Source organism: Pseudomonas sp. UYEF17 (genome assembly GCF_040546125.1).
GTDB classification, from domain to species: Bacteria; Pseudomonadota; Gammaproteobacteria; order Pseudomonadales; family Pseudomonadaceae; genus Aquipseudomonas; species Aquipseudomonas putida_Z.
In genome coordinates, this window is record NZ_JBEPNE010000001.1 from 166,906 (window position 1) to 181,372 (window position 14,467).

At 63.2% G+C, this 14,467-nt stretch carries 15 protein-coding genes; 7 read left to right on the forward strand and 8 right to left on the reverse strand.

What is annotated here, in order from left to right:
* Positions 1 to 771 carry an SDR family NAD(P)-dependent oxidoreductase gene (locus tag ABIB24_RS00780; RefSeq protein WP_137164272.1) on the reverse strand — a complete coding sequence of 257 codons (771 nt, stop codon included), beginning with the start codon at positions 769 to 771 and terminating at the stop codon, positions 1 to 3.
* A 158-nt stretch (positions 772 to 929) separates the two neighbouring features.
* Between ABIB24_RS00780 and ABIB24_RS00785 the strand changes: the two genes are divergently transcribed.
* Genes ABIB24_RS00785 through ABIB24_RS00795 form a run of 3 tightly spaced genes read left to right on the forward strand, consistent with a single transcriptional unit; the run spans position 930 to position 3,200 of the window.
* Positions 930 to 1,451 carry a chalcone isomerase family protein gene (locus ABIB24_RS00785; RefSeq protein WP_137164271.1) on the forward strand — a complete coding sequence of 174 codons (522 nt, stop codon included), beginning with the start codon at positions 930 to 932 and terminating at the stop codon, positions 1,449 to 1,451.
* Positions 1,452 to 1,494: 43 nt separating this feature from the next.
* On the forward strand, positions 1,495 to 3,021 hold the full coding sequence (locus ABIB24_RS00790; protein ID WP_137164270.1) for a cryptochrome/photolyase family protein: 1,527 nt from the start codon (positions 1,495 to 1,497) through the stop codon (positions 3,019 to 3,021).
* A complete protein-coding gene (locus ABIB24_RS00795) occupies positions 3,018 to 3,200 on the forward strand; it encodes a DUF2256 domain-containing protein (protein WP_085616094.1) in 183 nt (60 codons plus the stop codon). The genes ABIB24_RS00790 and ABIB24_RS00795 overlap by 4 nt, the downstream gene beginning before the upstream one ends.
* Here the strand turns inward: ABIB24_RS00795 and ABIB24_RS00800 are convergent.
* From ABIB24_RS00800 to ABIB24_RS00830, 7 genes are all read right to left on the reverse strand, one after another.
* Positions 3,138 to 3,626, reverse strand: coding sequence for a DUF2878 domain-containing protein (locus ABIB24_RS00800; RefSeq protein ID WP_137164269.1), 489 nt, complete (start codon positions 3,624 to 3,626; stop codon positions 3,138 to 3,140). The genes ABIB24_RS00795 and ABIB24_RS00800 overlap by 63 nt on opposite strands.
* Positions 3,626 to 4,888 carry an SAM-dependent methyltransferase gene (locus ABIB24_RS00805; protein ID WP_274078482.1) on the reverse strand — a complete coding sequence of 421 codons (1,263 nt, stop codon included), beginning with the start codon at positions 4,886 to 4,888 and terminating at the stop codon, positions 3,626 to 3,628. The genes ABIB24_RS00800 and ABIB24_RS00805 overlap by 1 nt, the downstream gene beginning before the upstream one ends.
* Complete coding sequence (locus tag ABIB24_RS00810; protein WP_274078481.1) at positions 4,863 to 5,672, reverse strand: DUF1365 domain-containing protein; 810 nt, start codon at positions 5,670 to 5,672, stop codon at positions 4,863 to 4,865. Before ABIB24_RS00810 ends, ABIB24_RS00805 begins: the two co-directional genes overlap by 26 nt.
* Positions 5,669 to 6,916 carry an NAD(P)/FAD-dependent oxidoreductase gene (locus tag ABIB24_RS00815; protein WP_075045540.1) on the reverse strand — a complete coding sequence of 416 codons (1,248 nt, stop codon included), beginning with the start codon at positions 6,914 to 6,916 and terminating at the stop codon, positions 5,669 to 5,671. Before ABIB24_RS00815 ends, ABIB24_RS00810 begins: the two co-directional genes overlap by 4 nt.
* A gap of 6 nt (positions 6,917 to 6,922) precedes the next feature.
* A complete protein-coding gene (locus tag ABIB24_RS00820) occupies positions 6,923 to 7,675 on the reverse strand; it encodes an SDR family NAD(P)-dependent oxidoreductase (RefSeq protein WP_274078480.1) in 753 nt (250 codons plus the stop codon).
* Complete coding sequence (locus ABIB24_RS00825; RefSeq protein ID WP_274078479.1) at positions 7,672 to 8,094, reverse strand: nuclear transport factor 2 family protein; 423 nt, start codon at positions 8,092 to 8,094, stop codon at positions 7,672 to 7,674. Before ABIB24_RS00825 ends, ABIB24_RS00820 begins: the two co-directional genes overlap by 4 nt.
* A 101-nt stretch (positions 8,095 to 8,195) precedes the next feature.
* Positions 8,196 to 8,642, reverse strand: coding sequence for a PAS domain S-box protein (locus ABIB24_RS00830; RefSeq protein WP_046613898.1), 447 nt, complete (start codon positions 8,640 to 8,642; stop codon positions 8,196 to 8,198).
* Between the two features lie 153 nt (positions 8,643 to 8,795).
* Between ABIB24_RS00830 and ABIB24_RS00835 the strand changes: the two genes are divergently transcribed.
* The 4 genes from ABIB24_RS00835 (at position 8,796) to ABIB24_RS00850 (ending at position 14,382) form a co-directional block, all read left to right on the forward strand.
* Positions 8,796 to 9,683: a MerR family transcriptional regulator gene (locus tag ABIB24_RS00835; RefSeq protein ID WP_354315980.1), complete on the forward strand. Its 888-nt coding sequence runs from the start codon at positions 8,796 to 8,798 to the stop codon at positions 9,681 to 9,683.
* Between the two features lie 217 nt (positions 9,684 to 9,900).
* Complete coding sequence (locus ABIB24_RS00840) at positions 9,901 to 11,085, forward strand: porin (RefSeq protein WP_274078477.1); 1,185 nt, start codon at positions 9,901 to 9,903, stop codon at positions 11,083 to 11,085.
* A 269-nt stretch (positions 11,086 to 11,354) separates the two neighbouring features.
* Positions 11,355 to 12,518: a nitric oxide-sensing protein NosP gene (gene nosP / locus ABIB24_RS00845; protein WP_274078476.1), complete on the forward strand. Its 1,164-nt coding sequence runs from the start codon at positions 11,355 to 11,357 to the stop codon at positions 12,516 to 12,518.
* The gene (locus ABIB24_RS00850) at positions 12,487 to 14,382 is read left to right on the forward strand and encodes a PAS domain-containing hybrid sensor histidine kinase/response regulator (protein ID WP_274078475.1); all 1,896 of its coding nucleotides are present in this window, start codon (positions 12,487 to 12,489) and stop codon (positions 14,380 to 14,382) included. Before nosP ends, ABIB24_RS00850 begins: the two co-directional genes overlap by 32 nt.
* The last annotated feature ends 85 nt before the right edge of the window (positions 14,383 to 14,467 follow it).

Here is a 14,467-nt window from a genome sequence, read left to right on the forward strand (position 1 = left end):
TCACCAGGCAATCGGTGTGCCGTCCCACGCCCAGAATGTACCGCTCTGGTCGGGGCCGTGCCGGCTCACCAGCGCTAGGATGCATGTCGCTGCAAATGCCGGCGAGAACAGTTTTCCCGGCGGTACATTGCCCTGAAAGGGTTGGGAAAGGCGGGTGTCGGTGGTCCCGGGATGCAGCAATAGTACCGTGGAAGCAGGGTTCAGTCGCTTGAGTTCGATGCTCGCAGTGTGCAGAAGCTGGTTGAGCGCGGCCTTGCTGGCGCGATAGCTGTACCACCCGCCAAGATGGTTGTCGCTGATCGACCCGACCCGCGCCGACAGTGCCACATAGGTCATCGGTTGCTGTCGCAACAAGGGCAGCAAGTGCCTGAGCAGCAGGACAGGGGCGAAACAGTTGGTCGTGAAGCTGGCCAGCAGCCCAGCCATGTCCACCTGTGTCAGCGCTTTTTCGGCCCGTGCGGGTGCCTCTTGCAGCACGCCAAGCGTGCACAGTACAAGGTTCAGCTGGTCGCAGCAGGCGCCCACCCGTGCCGCCAGTGTTTGCAGTGCCACTTCGGAACAGGCGTCGCAGTCGATGCGAACCAACTGTCTTGGGTGCTCGGCGAACAAAGCATCCAGCGCGGGGCTGCTGGTGGCATGTCGCGAGACGGCAAACACCCGCCCGATGTCGTCGCGCGCCAGCAGCTGTGTGCACAGTGCAAGGCCGATCCCCTGGCTGGCTCCGCAAATCAGCACGTTGGCGGGGGTATGAAGGTCATTGATAAGGCTCACTGAACTGCCTCCTTTGCCGGCCCCGACGCAGGTATGCCACTGTCACTGGCTCTGCCGAAACAAGGCCCTGAGACCCGCAAGTAAAAGTTGTACAACCTCATAAAAAACTGTACATAGTTTCTAATATTGTACAGGTATTTCACGTGCTCGAGGTCAGTATGGGGCACACAACTCGTTGGGCCTGGCTTTGCCTGCTATTGACTGCCCTGTCGGAGGCGGCGGACTGGCGAGCGGAGCTGCCGGCAGCGCAACGGCTGGGCGTCGGTGAGTTCAGCTGGTTTGGCTTGCGCCTTTACACTGCACAGCTATGGGCGGCAGGTCCGGTCCAGGACTGGAGCCGGCCTTTTGCCCTTGAGCTGGCCTATCATCGAAGCCTGTCCAGGGACACGCTGGTACAGGCCAGCCTCGAGGAAATGTACCGCCTGGCACCTGAAAACGTGACGCCGCAGCGGCGCGCGGCGTGGTCCCAGGCCATGCAGCAGGCGTTCGTGGATGTACGCCCTGGGATGCGCATCACCGGCTTGTACATACCGGGGCAGGGCTGCCGTTTCTACGTCGATGGCAAACTCAGCCGGGCGGTCGCCGACCCCGTTTTTGCACGGGCGTTCTTCGCCATCTGGCTCGATCCACGGGCCAGGGATCAACAACTGCGTCAGCGTCTGCTGGGGGGCATGCCATGAATCTGCATAGCGGTAACGCTGACCAGCCAGGGGGAGCCTGAAGATGCGCCTGGGTCTGGTACTGGGTGACCAGCTGTCCTTCGATCTGGCCAGCCTCAACGCCCTCGATCCTGCCCGCGATGCTGTGCTGATGGCGGAAGTGGAAGGGGAGGCCAGGTACGTGCCGCATCATCCGCTGAAGATCGTCCTGATCTTCAGCGCCATGCGGCACTTCGCACTGGCACTGCGCAAGCGCGGTTGGCAGGTGCATTATGTGAAACTTGATGATGACGGCAACAGCGGAACCATCGTTGGCGAGTTGCGGCGCTGGCAGCAGGCCCTGGGAGCCACGCATATTCACCTGACCGAGTGCGGAGAGTGGCGCCTGGAGCAGGCGTTGCGCGATGCCGCACTGCCGCTTGTGTGGCATCGCGACACGCGATTTCTCTGTTCTCGCGAAGCCTTCGCGCGCTGGGCCCGGGAACGCGGCCAACTGCGCATGGAGTACTTCTACCGTGGCATGCGCAAGCGTACCGGTCTGCTGCTGGAGCCTGACGGCAGCCCGGCAGGTGGAACCTGGAATCTCGATGGCGACAATCGCAAGGCCTTGCCCCGCCAGCTGCGTGGCCCCTTCGCCGCGCATTTCGAGCAGGACGAGATCACGGCAGCGGTAATAGCCCTGGTACGCCAACGCTTCAGCGACCACTACGGAGCCATCGACGGTTTCGACTACCCGGTGACCCATGCCGAGGCAAGGCAGCTCTGGCAACACTTTCTGGAGTTCGGCCTGGCAGCTTTCGGTGACTACCAGGATGCGATGGCCGAGGGCGAGCCGTACCTGTTCCATGCGCGCATCAGTGCGGCGCTGAACATCGGGCTTCTGGACGTACGTTGCCTGTGCGAGGAGGTCGACAAGGCCTGGCGCGAGGGGCGAGTACCGCTCAATGCAGCAGAGGGCTTCATCCGCCAGTTGATCGGCTGGCGCGAGTATGTGCGCGGCATCTACTGGCTGCGCATGCCGGAGTATGCGGCGCTCAACTACCTGGGCAACGAGCGAGCGTTGCCAGAATTCTATTGGACCGGGCGCACCCGCATGCGCTGCATGGAGCAGGCCATCGGCCAGACCCTTCGCCTGGGCTACGCTCACCATATCCAGCGGCTTATGGTCACCGGCAACTTCGCCTTGCTGGCCGGTATCGCCCCAGCCGCGATTTGTGAGTGGTACCTGGCGGTCTACATGGATGCCTTCGACTGGGTCGAGCTGCCCAACACGCTTGGTATGGTGATGTACGCCGACGGTGGCTACCTGGGGTCCAAGCCTTACTGCGCCAGTGGTCGTTATATCCAGCGCATGTCCGACCATTGCAAGGCGTGCAGTTACAGGGTTGACCACGTGACCGAGGTGGATGGCTGCCCGTTCAATGCGTTGTATTGGCATTTTCTGATTCGCCATCGCTCGGAACTTTCGGCTAACCCGCGTCTGGCGCTGGTCTATCGAAGCCTGGATGGCATGGCGGCTGACCGTCGCGATGCCGTGTGGCAGCGTGGCCAGTCACTGCTGGCACAACTCGATGCGGCGCAGCCGATATGAAAAAGGGTCTTTTGCCCAGCAAGATCTGCGTGGTGTGTGGGCGGCCGTTCAACTGGCGCAAGCGCTGGGCGCGTTGCTGGGCGCAGGTGCGCTACTGCTCCGAACGATGTCGCAGGTCAGCACCGCACCGCGAGGCGCGCGAGCAAGGGCAGGGTAGCGGCCCATATCGGCACCAGTAACAGGCCGGTTTCCAGCGTGCCCATGGGCAAGTCGACATTTGCCAACCTCGCCCCGCTCAGATAGGCCAGAGGGCCGCCAACTGCACCCACCAGCGCACCGAGCCGCCAGTGCCTGCCGGCCCATGCCAGGCTGTGGCGCATGCCGCTGGCCAGCACCAGCCACAGCAGCGCAAGCCACAGCGGCAGTGGCCAAGTGTCGAAACCGAACACGCCCAGCGCGCCCAGCACGCTGTCCAGCACACATCCCACCGGCGTTACGCGCAACAGCGCCTTGACCTCTGCGTGGACGTCCGGGCACAGGCTCAGGTGCACGGCCAGGCCAGGAACCACAAGCAACGACAGGCAGGTTTTTTCGGCCCCCAATACGCATAGCCACCAGCCAGCCTGTAGCCACAAGGCATTGGCGAGCAGCCAGCCACGGCTCATCAGGCACTGCCAGGCAAGGGCGCGCGCCGTGCCTGGGGCGCGGCCCAGAGCAGATGCGCGACACCGATGGCGCGCTCCTCGAAACCGCCTTGGCAGTAACACAGGTAGAACTCCCACAGGCGCTGGAACATGTCGTCATAGCCCAGGTCCGTCAACGCAGCGCGTGCCTGGCGCAGGTTTTCTCGCCAGTGCCGCAGGGTGCGGGCATAGTCCTGACCGAAATCTTCCATGTGCAAGAGGTTGAGTGCGGTGTGCCGGCTGGCAGTTTCCAGCATCACGCTCAACGAAGGCAGGGCGCCACCGGGGAAGATGTAGCGCTGGATGAAATCGACCGACCGCCGCGCCTGCTCATAGCGCTGGTCGCGTATGGTGATCGCCTGCAACAGCATCAGCCCGTCGGGCTTGAGTAGCGAGGCGCACTGGCGGAAATACACCGGCAGGTAACGGTGGCCGACAGCCTCGATCATCTCGATCGAGACCAGTTTGTCGAAGGTGCCTTGAAGATCGCGGTAGTCTTCGCGAAGCACTTTCACGCGCTGCTCCAGCCCCAGGGCCTGAACGCGTGTCAGGGTATGGCTGTACTGCGCCTCGGAAAGCGTGGTGGTGGTGACCTTGCAGCCATATCGGGTGGCGGCGTGGATTGCCAGGCTGCCCCACCCGCAGCCGATCTCCAGCAGGTGGTCGGCAGGGCACAGTTCCAGCTTCTGGCAGATGCGCTCCAGCTTGTGCAACTGAGCTTGTTCCAGCGTCTGTTCAGAGTGTTCGAACCGGGCTGCCGAATACATCATGGTAGGGTCCAGCAACCGCTCGAACAGGGCATTGCCCAGATCGTAGTGCGCCAGGATATTGCGGCGGGCACCGCGCCTGCTGTTGCGGTTGAGTTTGTGCTGCAACCGCAGGGCAGGGCGGCCGAAGCGGGCCAGGCCACCCTCGAGGGTGTCAAGTACCTCCAGGTTTGCGACAAACAGGCGAGTCACCAGCGCCAGGTCGGGACTTCGCCAATAGCCGTGGATGTAGGCTTCGCCAGCACCGATCGAGCCATTACCGGCTATCAGGCTCCAGGTGATGTCATCAAGTATTTCGACCTCGGCCTGCAGCGGGCTGTCGGCGTCACCGAAGCTCCATTGCTGCCCGTGGCTGAGCAGGCGCAAATGGCCATGGCGCAGCCTGCCCAGGCTGGCGAGCACGGCGTTTCGTGCCAGGCCACCGAACAACGGCCCGAGGCCGGCGAACTTGCTAACGCTCAGGGTGGGGTTCGACATCATCAGGGTCCTCGCAGGAATGGCCGAGCGCCAGGTCACTCTGGCTGGGCGTGTGGTCATGGATGGGCGTGCGTTTGAACAACAGGCGCAGTGCCTGCCAGTAGATGGCCGCGACGGTGCGCAGGCTCATCCAGGGGAAGGCCAGTACGTATCGGTGCACGGCGGCTTTATCCAGCGGCTGGCGCTGCAGGGCCAGGTCGGCCTCGAACACCTTGCTATCGGCTTGCCAGTTCTCCATGTGGATGCGCACATGCTCTGCGTCCAGGGCAAAGTGCAAGCGATAGTCCATGTGCAGTGGCATGAAAGGCGACACATGAAAGGCCTTGGTGACAGTGAAGGGCCTGGCAAGGTTTTCGCTGACCGGCAGCACGTAATGGAAGCGTTCGCGCCATGGCGTGTTTCGCACCTCCAGCAGGATTGCCGTCAGTCGTCCGTCGCGGTCATGGCAGAAATAGAAACTGACCGGGTTGAACGACAGCCCCCAGCAACGCAATTGCGTGAGCAGGTGCACCGGCCCCTCAGGCATCTCTCCCGTCGCGCTGCGCACCAGCAAGCGTGCAGCCTGGGCCAGGGGCTCGCCCCGGCGGGTCTGGGCTGGCAGGTAATCTGCCTGGTTCCAGCTGAGCGGCGCCAGGCGCCAGCGCCACAGCCAGCGTGACAGGCCTGTCAGCCAGGCTTGCTCGTCCAGGTCCAGGTAGAACATGCCGATCCTGTAGCGGAAGGCGTGGGGGCGCGGCGCCAGGCGCCGGTGGCTGACCCAGCCCACGCAAAGGCTGCTGTTCACAAGTGCTCTCCGAAATGCGCGGCCACCTTCAACGCACTGACCACGCCATCTTCGTGAAAGCCGTTGCCCCAGTAGGCGCCGCAGAAGTAACTGTGGCGCTGGCCCTGCAGCTGTTCCTGGCGCGCCTGCGCGGCGCACGCCGCAAGGCTGTACTGCGGATGGTCGTACTGGAAGCGGGCAATGATCTGCGCCGGATCCACCAGCGCGGTCTGGTTGAGGCTCACGCAGAACGTCGCCGGTGCCTGGATGCCTTGCAGAATGTTCATGTTGTAAGTCAGCGCGGCAGGCGCCTGCTGTGGCCCGCCGAGCCGGTAGTTCCAGCTGGCCCAGGCGCGTTTGCGGCGGGGTAGCAGACGGGTATCGGTGTGCAGCACCACATCGTTGCTGGCATAGCCGATGGCGCCGAGCACTTCCCGCTCCTGCACGCTCGGCGCTTCCAGCAGCGCCAGGGCCTGGTCGCTGTGGCAGGCAAACACCACATTGTCGTAACGTTCGGTACCGGCAGCGCTCATCAGGGTGACGCCACCTTCGTCGCGGCTGACCCGGTAAACCTTGCAGTCGAGGCGGATGCGCCCGGCAAACGGTCGGCACAGCGGACCGACATAGCTGCGCGAGCCCCCTTCGATCACGCGCCACTGTGGGCGTTGGTTGACCGACAACAAGCCGTGGTTGCGACAGAACCGCACAAAGAACGCAAGTGGGAAGCCGAGCATGTCCGCGCGGGACATCGACCATATCGCCGAGCCCATCGGTACGATGTAATGATCGATGAAACGCTGCCCATACCGCTGCATCTGGAGGTAGGCGCCCAGGGTAGCGTTGGCATCGATACGCTGGTTATCCAGGTCGGCGAGCGCCTGACGGTTGAAACGCAGAATGTCCCTTAGCATCCCCCAGAACCCCGGGGACACCAGGTTGCGGCGTTGGGCAAACAGGGTGTTCAGGTCGTGCCCGTTGTATTCCAGGCCGGTGGCCGGATCATGCACGGAGAAACTCATTTCGGTCGGCCGCGAGGCGACTTTCAGGTGCTCGAGCAAGCGGATGAAGTGCGGATAGGTCCAGTCATTGAATACGATGAAGCCGGTATCTATTGCATGGCGTTCACCCTGCCAGATCACATCGAGGGTATGCGTGTGGCCCCCGATCCATTGCTCGGCTTCGAAAACCGTAACCTCATGCCTGCGTGACAGCAGATGAGCGCAGGATAGCCCTGCGATGCCGCTGCCGATTATTGCTATACGCATGGATCATCATTCCTGTTCATGACGGGCAAGGTGTTGCCCTAGCGCCAGGCGCAGGCGTGCGGGCAGTGCGCCGAGCAGTCGCAATACCAGGGTGAAAAGCAGGGGGAAGTTGATTTCCAGCGGGCGTTCGGGAAGGCGTTTGGCAATATGGCTGGCTGCGCGCTGCGCCGACCACAGCTGCGGCATGGGGAAATCGTTGCGACGGGTCAATGGCGTGTCGACAAAGCCAGGGCTGACGAGGGTGACGGCGATGCCCTCGCGGGCCAGGTCGATGCGCTGCGATTCCACCAGATAGCGCACGGCTGCCTTGGACGCGCCATAGGCACCGGCGCGGGGCAGGGCCAGCCAGGTCACCGAACTGCCCATCACTACCAGGTGAGGGTGCTGACCGGCGCGAAGCAAGGGCAGGGCTGCTGCCAGGCAGTAGCTGACGGCAAGGAAATTGGTACGGACCACGCGCTCGACAAGGGCTGGGTCGAAATGGCCCGGTTCCAGGTACTCGCAGGTGCCTGCATTGAGGATCACCCGGTCCAGCGCTCCCCAGGCCTGCTCGATACGGGTTGCGATCCCGGATACCTGTACAGGGTCGTCGAGGTCGCCGATGGCCAGCAGCACCTGCCCGGGAAAGTGTTCAGCCAACGGCGCGAGACGATCCGCATTGCGTCCGCCCAAGGCAACCTGGTGGCCTTGCTCCAGCAGGCATTGTGCAAGTGCGGCACCGATACCGCTGCTTGCGCCTGTCAGCCAGCAGCGGCTCATGCCATCCGGCCTTTGAGCCATCGAATCGCACCGCCCATGACCGGAACATGTTCGTAGAGCAGGGCTGCTGCGTCGAAATAGTCCTGGTGAAAATGGACCCGGTCATGCCATTGCAGGTAACTGCATCCCTGCAAGGTGATCTGCTCACCACCGGCCAGGCGTGGATGGCGGAACTGCAGGGTCCAGCGCAGGTAACCTTGCCCGGGCGTCACTTCGTCGGCGCTGGAAAAGGCATAGCGGATATCGTGAGCGTTGGCGTACAACTGCGCGAAATAGGCCCGCAGAGCCGTCAGCCCCTGGATCTGATGCAACGGATCGCGAAAGGTGACATCGTCGCTGTACAGCTTTTCAAGGGTGCCGAGGTTGCCCCCGTCGAGGCGGGTGAAATGCTCGGCGAATTGCTGCAGATACGCTGACATGCTGGGCTCCAGGAATCCTGTACAGAAATGGCTTGCTGTACAGGTATAGCTGAAGTCTAAGCGTAAATCTATACAAGTCAACGACCTTGTATAGGTTTTGGTCAGCGCTCCGCCTGGCCCAGTTGCCGGCGCAATTCAGCTACCTCGGCCTCCAGCTCGCGTAGCTTTTCCTCGGCGAAAACCTGCGCTGTAACGTCGCGCTGGATGCCGATGTAGTACGTCAACTGGTCCGCTTCGTTGTGCACGGGCGTGATGGACAACTCGTTCCAGAACAGGCTCCCGTCCTTGCGGTAATTGCGCAGCACCTGGCAGCATGGGAGGCCTCCACGGATTGCCTCGCGGATGCTGTCGAGGCCCGCCTGGTCATGATCTTCGCCCTGCAGAAAACGGCAGTCCTGATACAGGATTTCCTCGGCGCGATAGCCGGTCAGGCGCTCGAAGGCGGGGTTGACGTAGATGAGGATGCTGTCGTCGCCTTCTTGCTCTGCGACGACGATGCCATCGTTGGAATGCTCGACCATCAGTTGCAGGAGTTTCGCGTTGATCATGGGGCCCACCTACAGGCATTTGTATGCGAAGTGCGCAGCCTGGCCTGCGTGCAGAAGGCCTCGGCGCCGTTTGTTGCATGATGAACCAACGAGGCTCGCCGCAGAAGGTGCATATGGGTTTAGAATGTGCCACCCCCCAGATAAACCCTCATCATGACTGACGCCACCCCAGCCGATTTGTTACCCATGCGCGATGTGGTCAGCCTGACCGGCATCAATCCGGTGACCTTGCGGGCCTGGGAGCGGCGCCATGGGTTGATAAGCCCGCAGCGCACCGAGGGCGGCCATCGCCTGTACACGGTCCGGGATGTCCAGCGCATACGCGACATCTTGCACTGGACCGGCAATGGCGTGCCCATCAGCAAGGTAGGCGACATCCTCGCAGGTCAGCCAGATGCGCCGGTGCAGCAGCACTCGGCGTTCGACGACTGGCGCGCTGCCGTGGAGCGTGCAACCAAGGCATTCGATACACAAGCGCTGGAAAGCATCCATGGGCAGTTGTTCACCGTCCTGCCCAAGGCCACCGTGCTGCGTGAGGTGCTGATGCCAGTCTGGCATGGCCTGGCCTCAGGCATTGCGCCGGGCCAGCGTAGCCAATGGCTGTTTCTGGACATGTTCCTGCGCGCCCGCCTGCTGATGCGCCTGCAGATGAACCAGGCCGATGCACCGCGCGTGCTGCTGGCAGGCACCGAGGGGCAAGCCGAACTGCAGGTGTTGTGCACCGGGCTGCTGTTGAGCAGCGAGCAGCAACGCATCGAAGTGCTCGGTTGCGGGCAGCCGCTGGAAGAAATACCCATGCTGTGTGCAGCAATGCAGCCCGCAGCAGTGGTGATCAAGGTCCAGGTGCCGGTGGACCCTGCCTTGGCCAGGCGGCTGCGTTCGCTGCAAATGGCAATCGTTTGTCCGCTGGCCTTGATTGGCGAGGGATTGGCCGATTTACAACCAGCCTGGCAAGGCCTCCCGCTGTGTCTGCTGGACGAGCAGCGCGCTGACGTCGCACCCATGCTGAACGCCTTGCTCAGTGGTGCCCTGGACCTTTGACAGGGGCCCGCCGTAGTCTGCCGTACTGATCCTCGCCTGCTCCTGTGGGTTACGCCAGAAGTCTTGCCTCTGGGCGTAACCCGGTCCTGGGCCGGAATCATCACGCCGCGCGCGCAGGCCCAAAGCATCTGGCAGCCCCCTCCAAGGCAGCGTTTCTGGCTGTTTGCCAGCTTCTGATAATCGCCTCCGACATCCCGTCCCCGTTTCGGAGCGCGCCATGTACAACAATAAGAATCTGTCCCCACGCTTGCTGGCGGCTGTTACCGTCAGCCTGTCGACCCTTTGCCTGAGCAGCCTCGCCCAGGCCGAGATCATGCTGTACGACAAGGACCAGACGACGTTTTCCACCGACGGCTATATCAACGCCTTCTACGTCAACAGCGATGTCGACCGGCAGGGCGAGCAGTTCGATCGCCGCCAGTCACGGGTGAAGATGGGCTTTCTGCCCAACTACCTGGGCTTCAACATGGGCAAGCAGGTGGATGACCTGAAGCTCGGCGCGCGTGCCTCGTTCTGGGTGACCATCAACGACAGCGAAACCAACGGTACCGATACCGCCATCGACGTGCGCCAGTTCTACGGCACCGTGGCCAACCCCGAGTGGGGTGAGGTGCTGATCGGCAAGGACTTCGGGCTGTTCGCCCGTTCCAATATCCTGCTCGACGAACTGCTGGCCGGTTATGGCCAGGTCAGTGACACCCTGGGGCTGGTGGACGGCGGCGGGGTATCGTTCGGCAACATCGGTAGCGGCTACCCGTACCCGTTCCCCACCTCGCAGATCACCTATCGCACCCCAGTGATGGACGGCCTGCGGGTGGCGGTGGGCATCATGGACCCGGTGGACACCAACGACAGCAGCCCGACCGGCAAGGCCTACCAGGAAAACCCGCGTACCGAAAGCGAGATCACCTACCAGTTCGACCTGGGTGGGGCGCAGATCTACAGCTGGGTCAACGGCAGCTACCAGACCTCCGACAACACCGACCCGGCGGTGCAGTCGGTCACCTCCAAAGGTTTGGGCTATGGTGTGCAGGCGAAGATGGGGGGGCTGTCGCTGACCGGCTCGGGGTTCCAGGCCAAGGGCATCAACCCGTTCTTCACCAACAACGCTGGCGAACCGACCTTGCGCAATGTCGACAGCGATGGCTACCTGCTGCAGGGCTCCTACAAGGTCGGCAAGAACCGGGTGGCGCTGTCCTATGGCAAGACCAAGGACGATGGCAACGGCGCGGTGGGCAGTGGTGCGGATTACGAGACCCGTGGCGTGGCGCTGTTCCATGACGTCAACGACAACCTCAAGCTGGTTGCCGAGTACAACCAGTTTTCCATCGACGGCCATGAAACCAGTGACCAGAACGAAGACACCGATACCTTTGCGGTGGGGGCGGTGCTCACCTGGTAAGCCTTGCCAGACCGGGCAACACGGTCAATTGTAGGAGCGGCCTTGTGTCGCGAAAGGGCCGCAAAGCGGCCCCAGGATTTCAGCAGCGATGCACAAATTGCTGGGGCTGCTTTGCAGCCCTTTCGCGACACAAGGCCGCTCCTACAAGGTCTCGCGCATGCCGGTGATATTACGTCCATGGAACCGCCCACCCGCTACCCAAGTAGCATTCGTCGTCGATGATCGCCTTCGTACACTCATCACTCAGCCACCCCGCGCCGGAGACCACGATGCAGCAGGCTCACAACGACGGTGTGGTCAGCGCCATGTCCCAGGCAACCGACGCCCGGCAGGCAGCCCAGGAGCTGGCGGCGCAGTTGCTGCACCCGCACCTGGGCTTCGTGCTGTTCTTCTGCTCCGCCGAATACGACCTGCAGGCCTTGGGCGAAGCCCTGGAGCAGGGTTTTGGCGGCATCCGCCTGGTCGGTTGCACCAGCGCCGGGGAAATCACCCCGCAGGGCTATGGCCGCAACTGCATAACGGCAGTCGGGTTCGATCATCGGCACTTTTCCATCGCCACCGAACTGATCGATGAAATGGAGCGCTTCAGCCTGATCGACGCCCAGCAGATGGTCGAGCGCCTGGTCGGCACCTGCCGCAGCAACACCCTGGCGCCGATCAAGGGCCACAGCTTTGCCCTGACCCTGCTCGACGGCCTGTCCAGCCGCGAGGAAATGGTGCTCGCCGCCCTCAGTGCGGCCCTGGGCGATATCCCGCATTTCGGCGGTTCGGCCGGCGATGACAACTACCTGACCCGTACCCACGTGTATTTCGGCGGCGCATTCCACCACGGCGCGGCGGTGGTGGTGCTGGTCAATACCTGGCTCGACTTCGAAGTGTTCACCACCCACCACATCCTGCCGCGCCAGGAAAAGCTGGTGGTCACCGGTGCCGACAGTGCCCAGCGCCGGGTCTTCGAACTGAATGCCGAGCCTGCTGCCGAGGAATACGCCCGGCACATCGGCGTGCCGGTGGCCGAGCTCGATCATCGAGTGTTCGCCGCCCATCCGCTGGCCGTGCGCATCCATGACCAGTATTACGTGCGGGCGATCCAGCAAGTGCACCCGGACCTGAGCCTGAGTTTCTACTGCGCGGTGGAGAACGGCATCGTGCTCACCGCCATGACCCCGGGCCCGCTGTTGCCGAACCTGCACCAGTTGTTCGACGGCTTGCAGCAGCGGCTCGGCCCGCTGCTGCTGACCATCGGTTGCGATTGCTTCCTGCGGCGGCTGGAGCTGGAAGCCCGGCACGGCCTGGAGCCGATCGGCGCGTTCCTGCGCGAGCAGCGGGTGATCGGCTTCAACACCTACGGAGAACAGTTCAATGGCATGCACATCAACCAGACCTTCACCGGGGTCGCCATTGCCCGCAACCGGCCTCCTGTCGGTCGCTGAACTGCAGGCCGAGGTCGCCCGGCTGCAGCACCAGAACCACAAGCTGCAGCGTATCAACGGCGCACTGATCGAGCGTATCGAGTCTGGCGTCACGCGTGGCAACGACCCTTATGCCGCGTTCCAGCATTCGGTGGTGCTGGCCGAACAGGTGCGCGAACGCACCGAAGCGCTGAACCAGGCCATGGCCGAGCTCAAGGCCGTCAACCACCTGCTCAGCGAGGCCCGGCAGCGGGCCGAGACGGCACACCAGCACCAGATTCGCCTGATCACCGACCATGTGCCGGCGCTGATCGCCTACCTGAATGCCGACCTGGTCTACGAGTTCACCAACAAGGTCTATGAAGAATGGTACTGCTGGCCTCGCGGTGTGATGCTGGGCCAGAGCCTGCGCGAGGCCCACAGCGAGCAGCATTACCAGCGCCTGGAGGCCTACGTGGCGCGGGCGCTGGCAGGGGAGAGCGTAACCTTCGAGTTTGCCGAAACCAACATCAACGGCCAGGAACGCTACATGCTGCGCTCCTACGTGCCGAACCGCCTGGCCAATGGCGAAGTGGTGGGCATCTTCGTGTTGATCCGCGACATCACCGAGCGGCGCAATACCGCACAGGCGCTGCACCAGGCGTATCAGCACCTGGAGCAACGGGTACGCGAGCGCACTGCCGAGCTGACCAGCCTGAACGAACAGCTGCTGCGCGAAATCGAGGAGCGCAGCCGGGTGGAATCGCGCCTGCGCGAGGCCAAGCGCGAGGCCGAGCAGGCCAACCTGTCGAAAACCAAGTTCCTTGCCGCCGTCAGCCATGACCTGCTGCAGCCACTGAACGCGGCGCGGCTGTTCACCAGCGCCTTGCTCGAGCACCGCGAGCCGCACAACAGTGCTCACCTGGTGCGTAATGTCAGCAACTCGCTGGAGGATGTGGAGAACCTGCTAGGTACCCTGGTGGACATTTCCAAGCTCGATGCCGGCGTGATCAAGGCCGATGTCGCCCCGTTCGCCCTGCGCGAACTGATGGACAACCTCGCTGCCGAATACGCCCAGGTGGCGCGCAGCGAAGGGCTTGAGCTGCATTTCGTGGGCTGTTCCGCCGTGGTGCGCAGTGATATCCAGCTGCTGGCGCGGATTCTGCGCAACCTGCTCAGCAACGCCATTCGCTACACCCGCAGCGGCCGCGTGGTGCTGGGCTGCCGGCGCCAGCGTGGCGGCTTGCGGATCGAGGTATGGGACAGCGGGATCGGTATCGCCGAAGAGCACCTGGAAGAAATGTTCCAGGAGTTCAGGCGCGGCGATGTGCAGCGCCCGGACCAGGACCGTGGCTTGGGCCTGGGCCTGGCGATCGTGGAAAAGATCGCCGGCATCCTCGGCCACCGGATTCGGGTGCGGTCATGGCTTGGCAAAGGCTCGGTATTCGCGGTCGAAGTGCCGCTGAGCGCCACCGCGCCCAAGGCCCAGCCGAGCCTGGCGATCAGCGAACCGATGCTCGAGCGCCTGCGCGGGGCGCGGGTGTGGGTGCTGGATAACGATGCGGCGATTTGCGCCGGCATGCGCACCCTGCTGGAGGGGTGGGGTTGCCGGGTGGTCACCGCGCTGTCGGAGGAGGACCTGGCGCGCCAGGTGGACAACTACCATGCCGAGGCCGACCTGCTGATCGCCGACTACCACCTGGACAACGACTGCAATGGCGTCGACGCCGTGGCGCGGATCAATGCCCGCCGTGCCCAGCCCTTGCCGGCGATGATGATCACCGCCAACTACAGCAACGAGCTCAAGCAACAGATCCGCGAGCTGGGCCACACCCTGATGCACAAGCCGGTGCGGCCGATGAAGCTGAAGGCGGCGATGAGCCATTTGCTGGGCAGCCAGGCCTAGCCGTGATGCCAGACAATCGGACCCAAAGGCTGCTCAGTACGTGTAGGAGCAGCCTTGCGCTGCGAAGAGTCCATTACTGCTAGAG

Coding starts and splice junctions, on each gene's coding strand:
- ABIB24_RS00790 (WP_137164270.1), top strand. CDS start 1,495: ATGCGCCTGGGTCTGGTACTGGGTGACCAGCTGTCCTTCGATCTGGCC.
- ABIB24_RS00825 (WP_274078479.1), bottom strand. CDS start 8,094: ATGTCAGCGTATCTGCAGCAATTCGCCGAGCATTTCACCCGCCTCGAC.
- ABIB24_RS00795 (WP_085616094.1), top strand. CDS start 3,018: ATGAAAAAGGGTCTTTTGCCCAGCAAGATCTGCGTGGTGTGTGGGCGG.
- ABIB24_RS00840 (WP_274078477.1), top strand. CDS start 9,901: ATGTACAACAATAAGAATCTGTCCCCACGCTTGCTGGCGGCTGTTACC.
- ABIB24_RS00830 (WP_046613898.1), bottom strand. CDS start 8,642: ATGATCAACGCGAAACTCCTGCAACTGATGGTCGAGCATTCCAACGAT.
- nosP (WP_274078476.1), top strand. CDS start 11,355: ATGCAGCAGGCTCACAACGACGGTGTGGTCAGCGCCATGTCCCAGGCA.
- ABIB24_RS00820 (WP_274078480.1), bottom strand. CDS start 7,675: ATGAGCCGCTGCTGGCTGACAGGCGCAAGCAGCGGTATCGGTGCCGCA.
- ABIB24_RS00835 (WP_354315980.1), top strand. CDS start 8,796: ATGACTGACGCCACCCCAGCCGATTTGTTACCCATGCGCGATGTGGTC.
- ABIB24_RS00815 (WP_075045540.1), bottom strand. CDS start 6,916: ATGCGTATAGCAATAATCGGCAGCGGCATCGCAGGGCTATCCTGCGCT.
- ABIB24_RS00785 (WP_137164271.1), top strand. CDS start 930: ATGGGGCACACAACTCGTTGGGCCTGGCTTTGCCTGCTATTGACTGCC.
- ABIB24_RS00800 (WP_137164269.1), bottom strand. CDS start 3,626: ATGAGCCGTGGCTGGCTGCTCGCCAATGCCTTGTGGCTACAGGCTGGC.
- ABIB24_RS00805 (WP_274078482.1), bottom strand. CDS start 4,888: ATGTCGAACCCCACCCTGAGCGTTAGCAAGTTCGCCGGCCTCGGGCCG.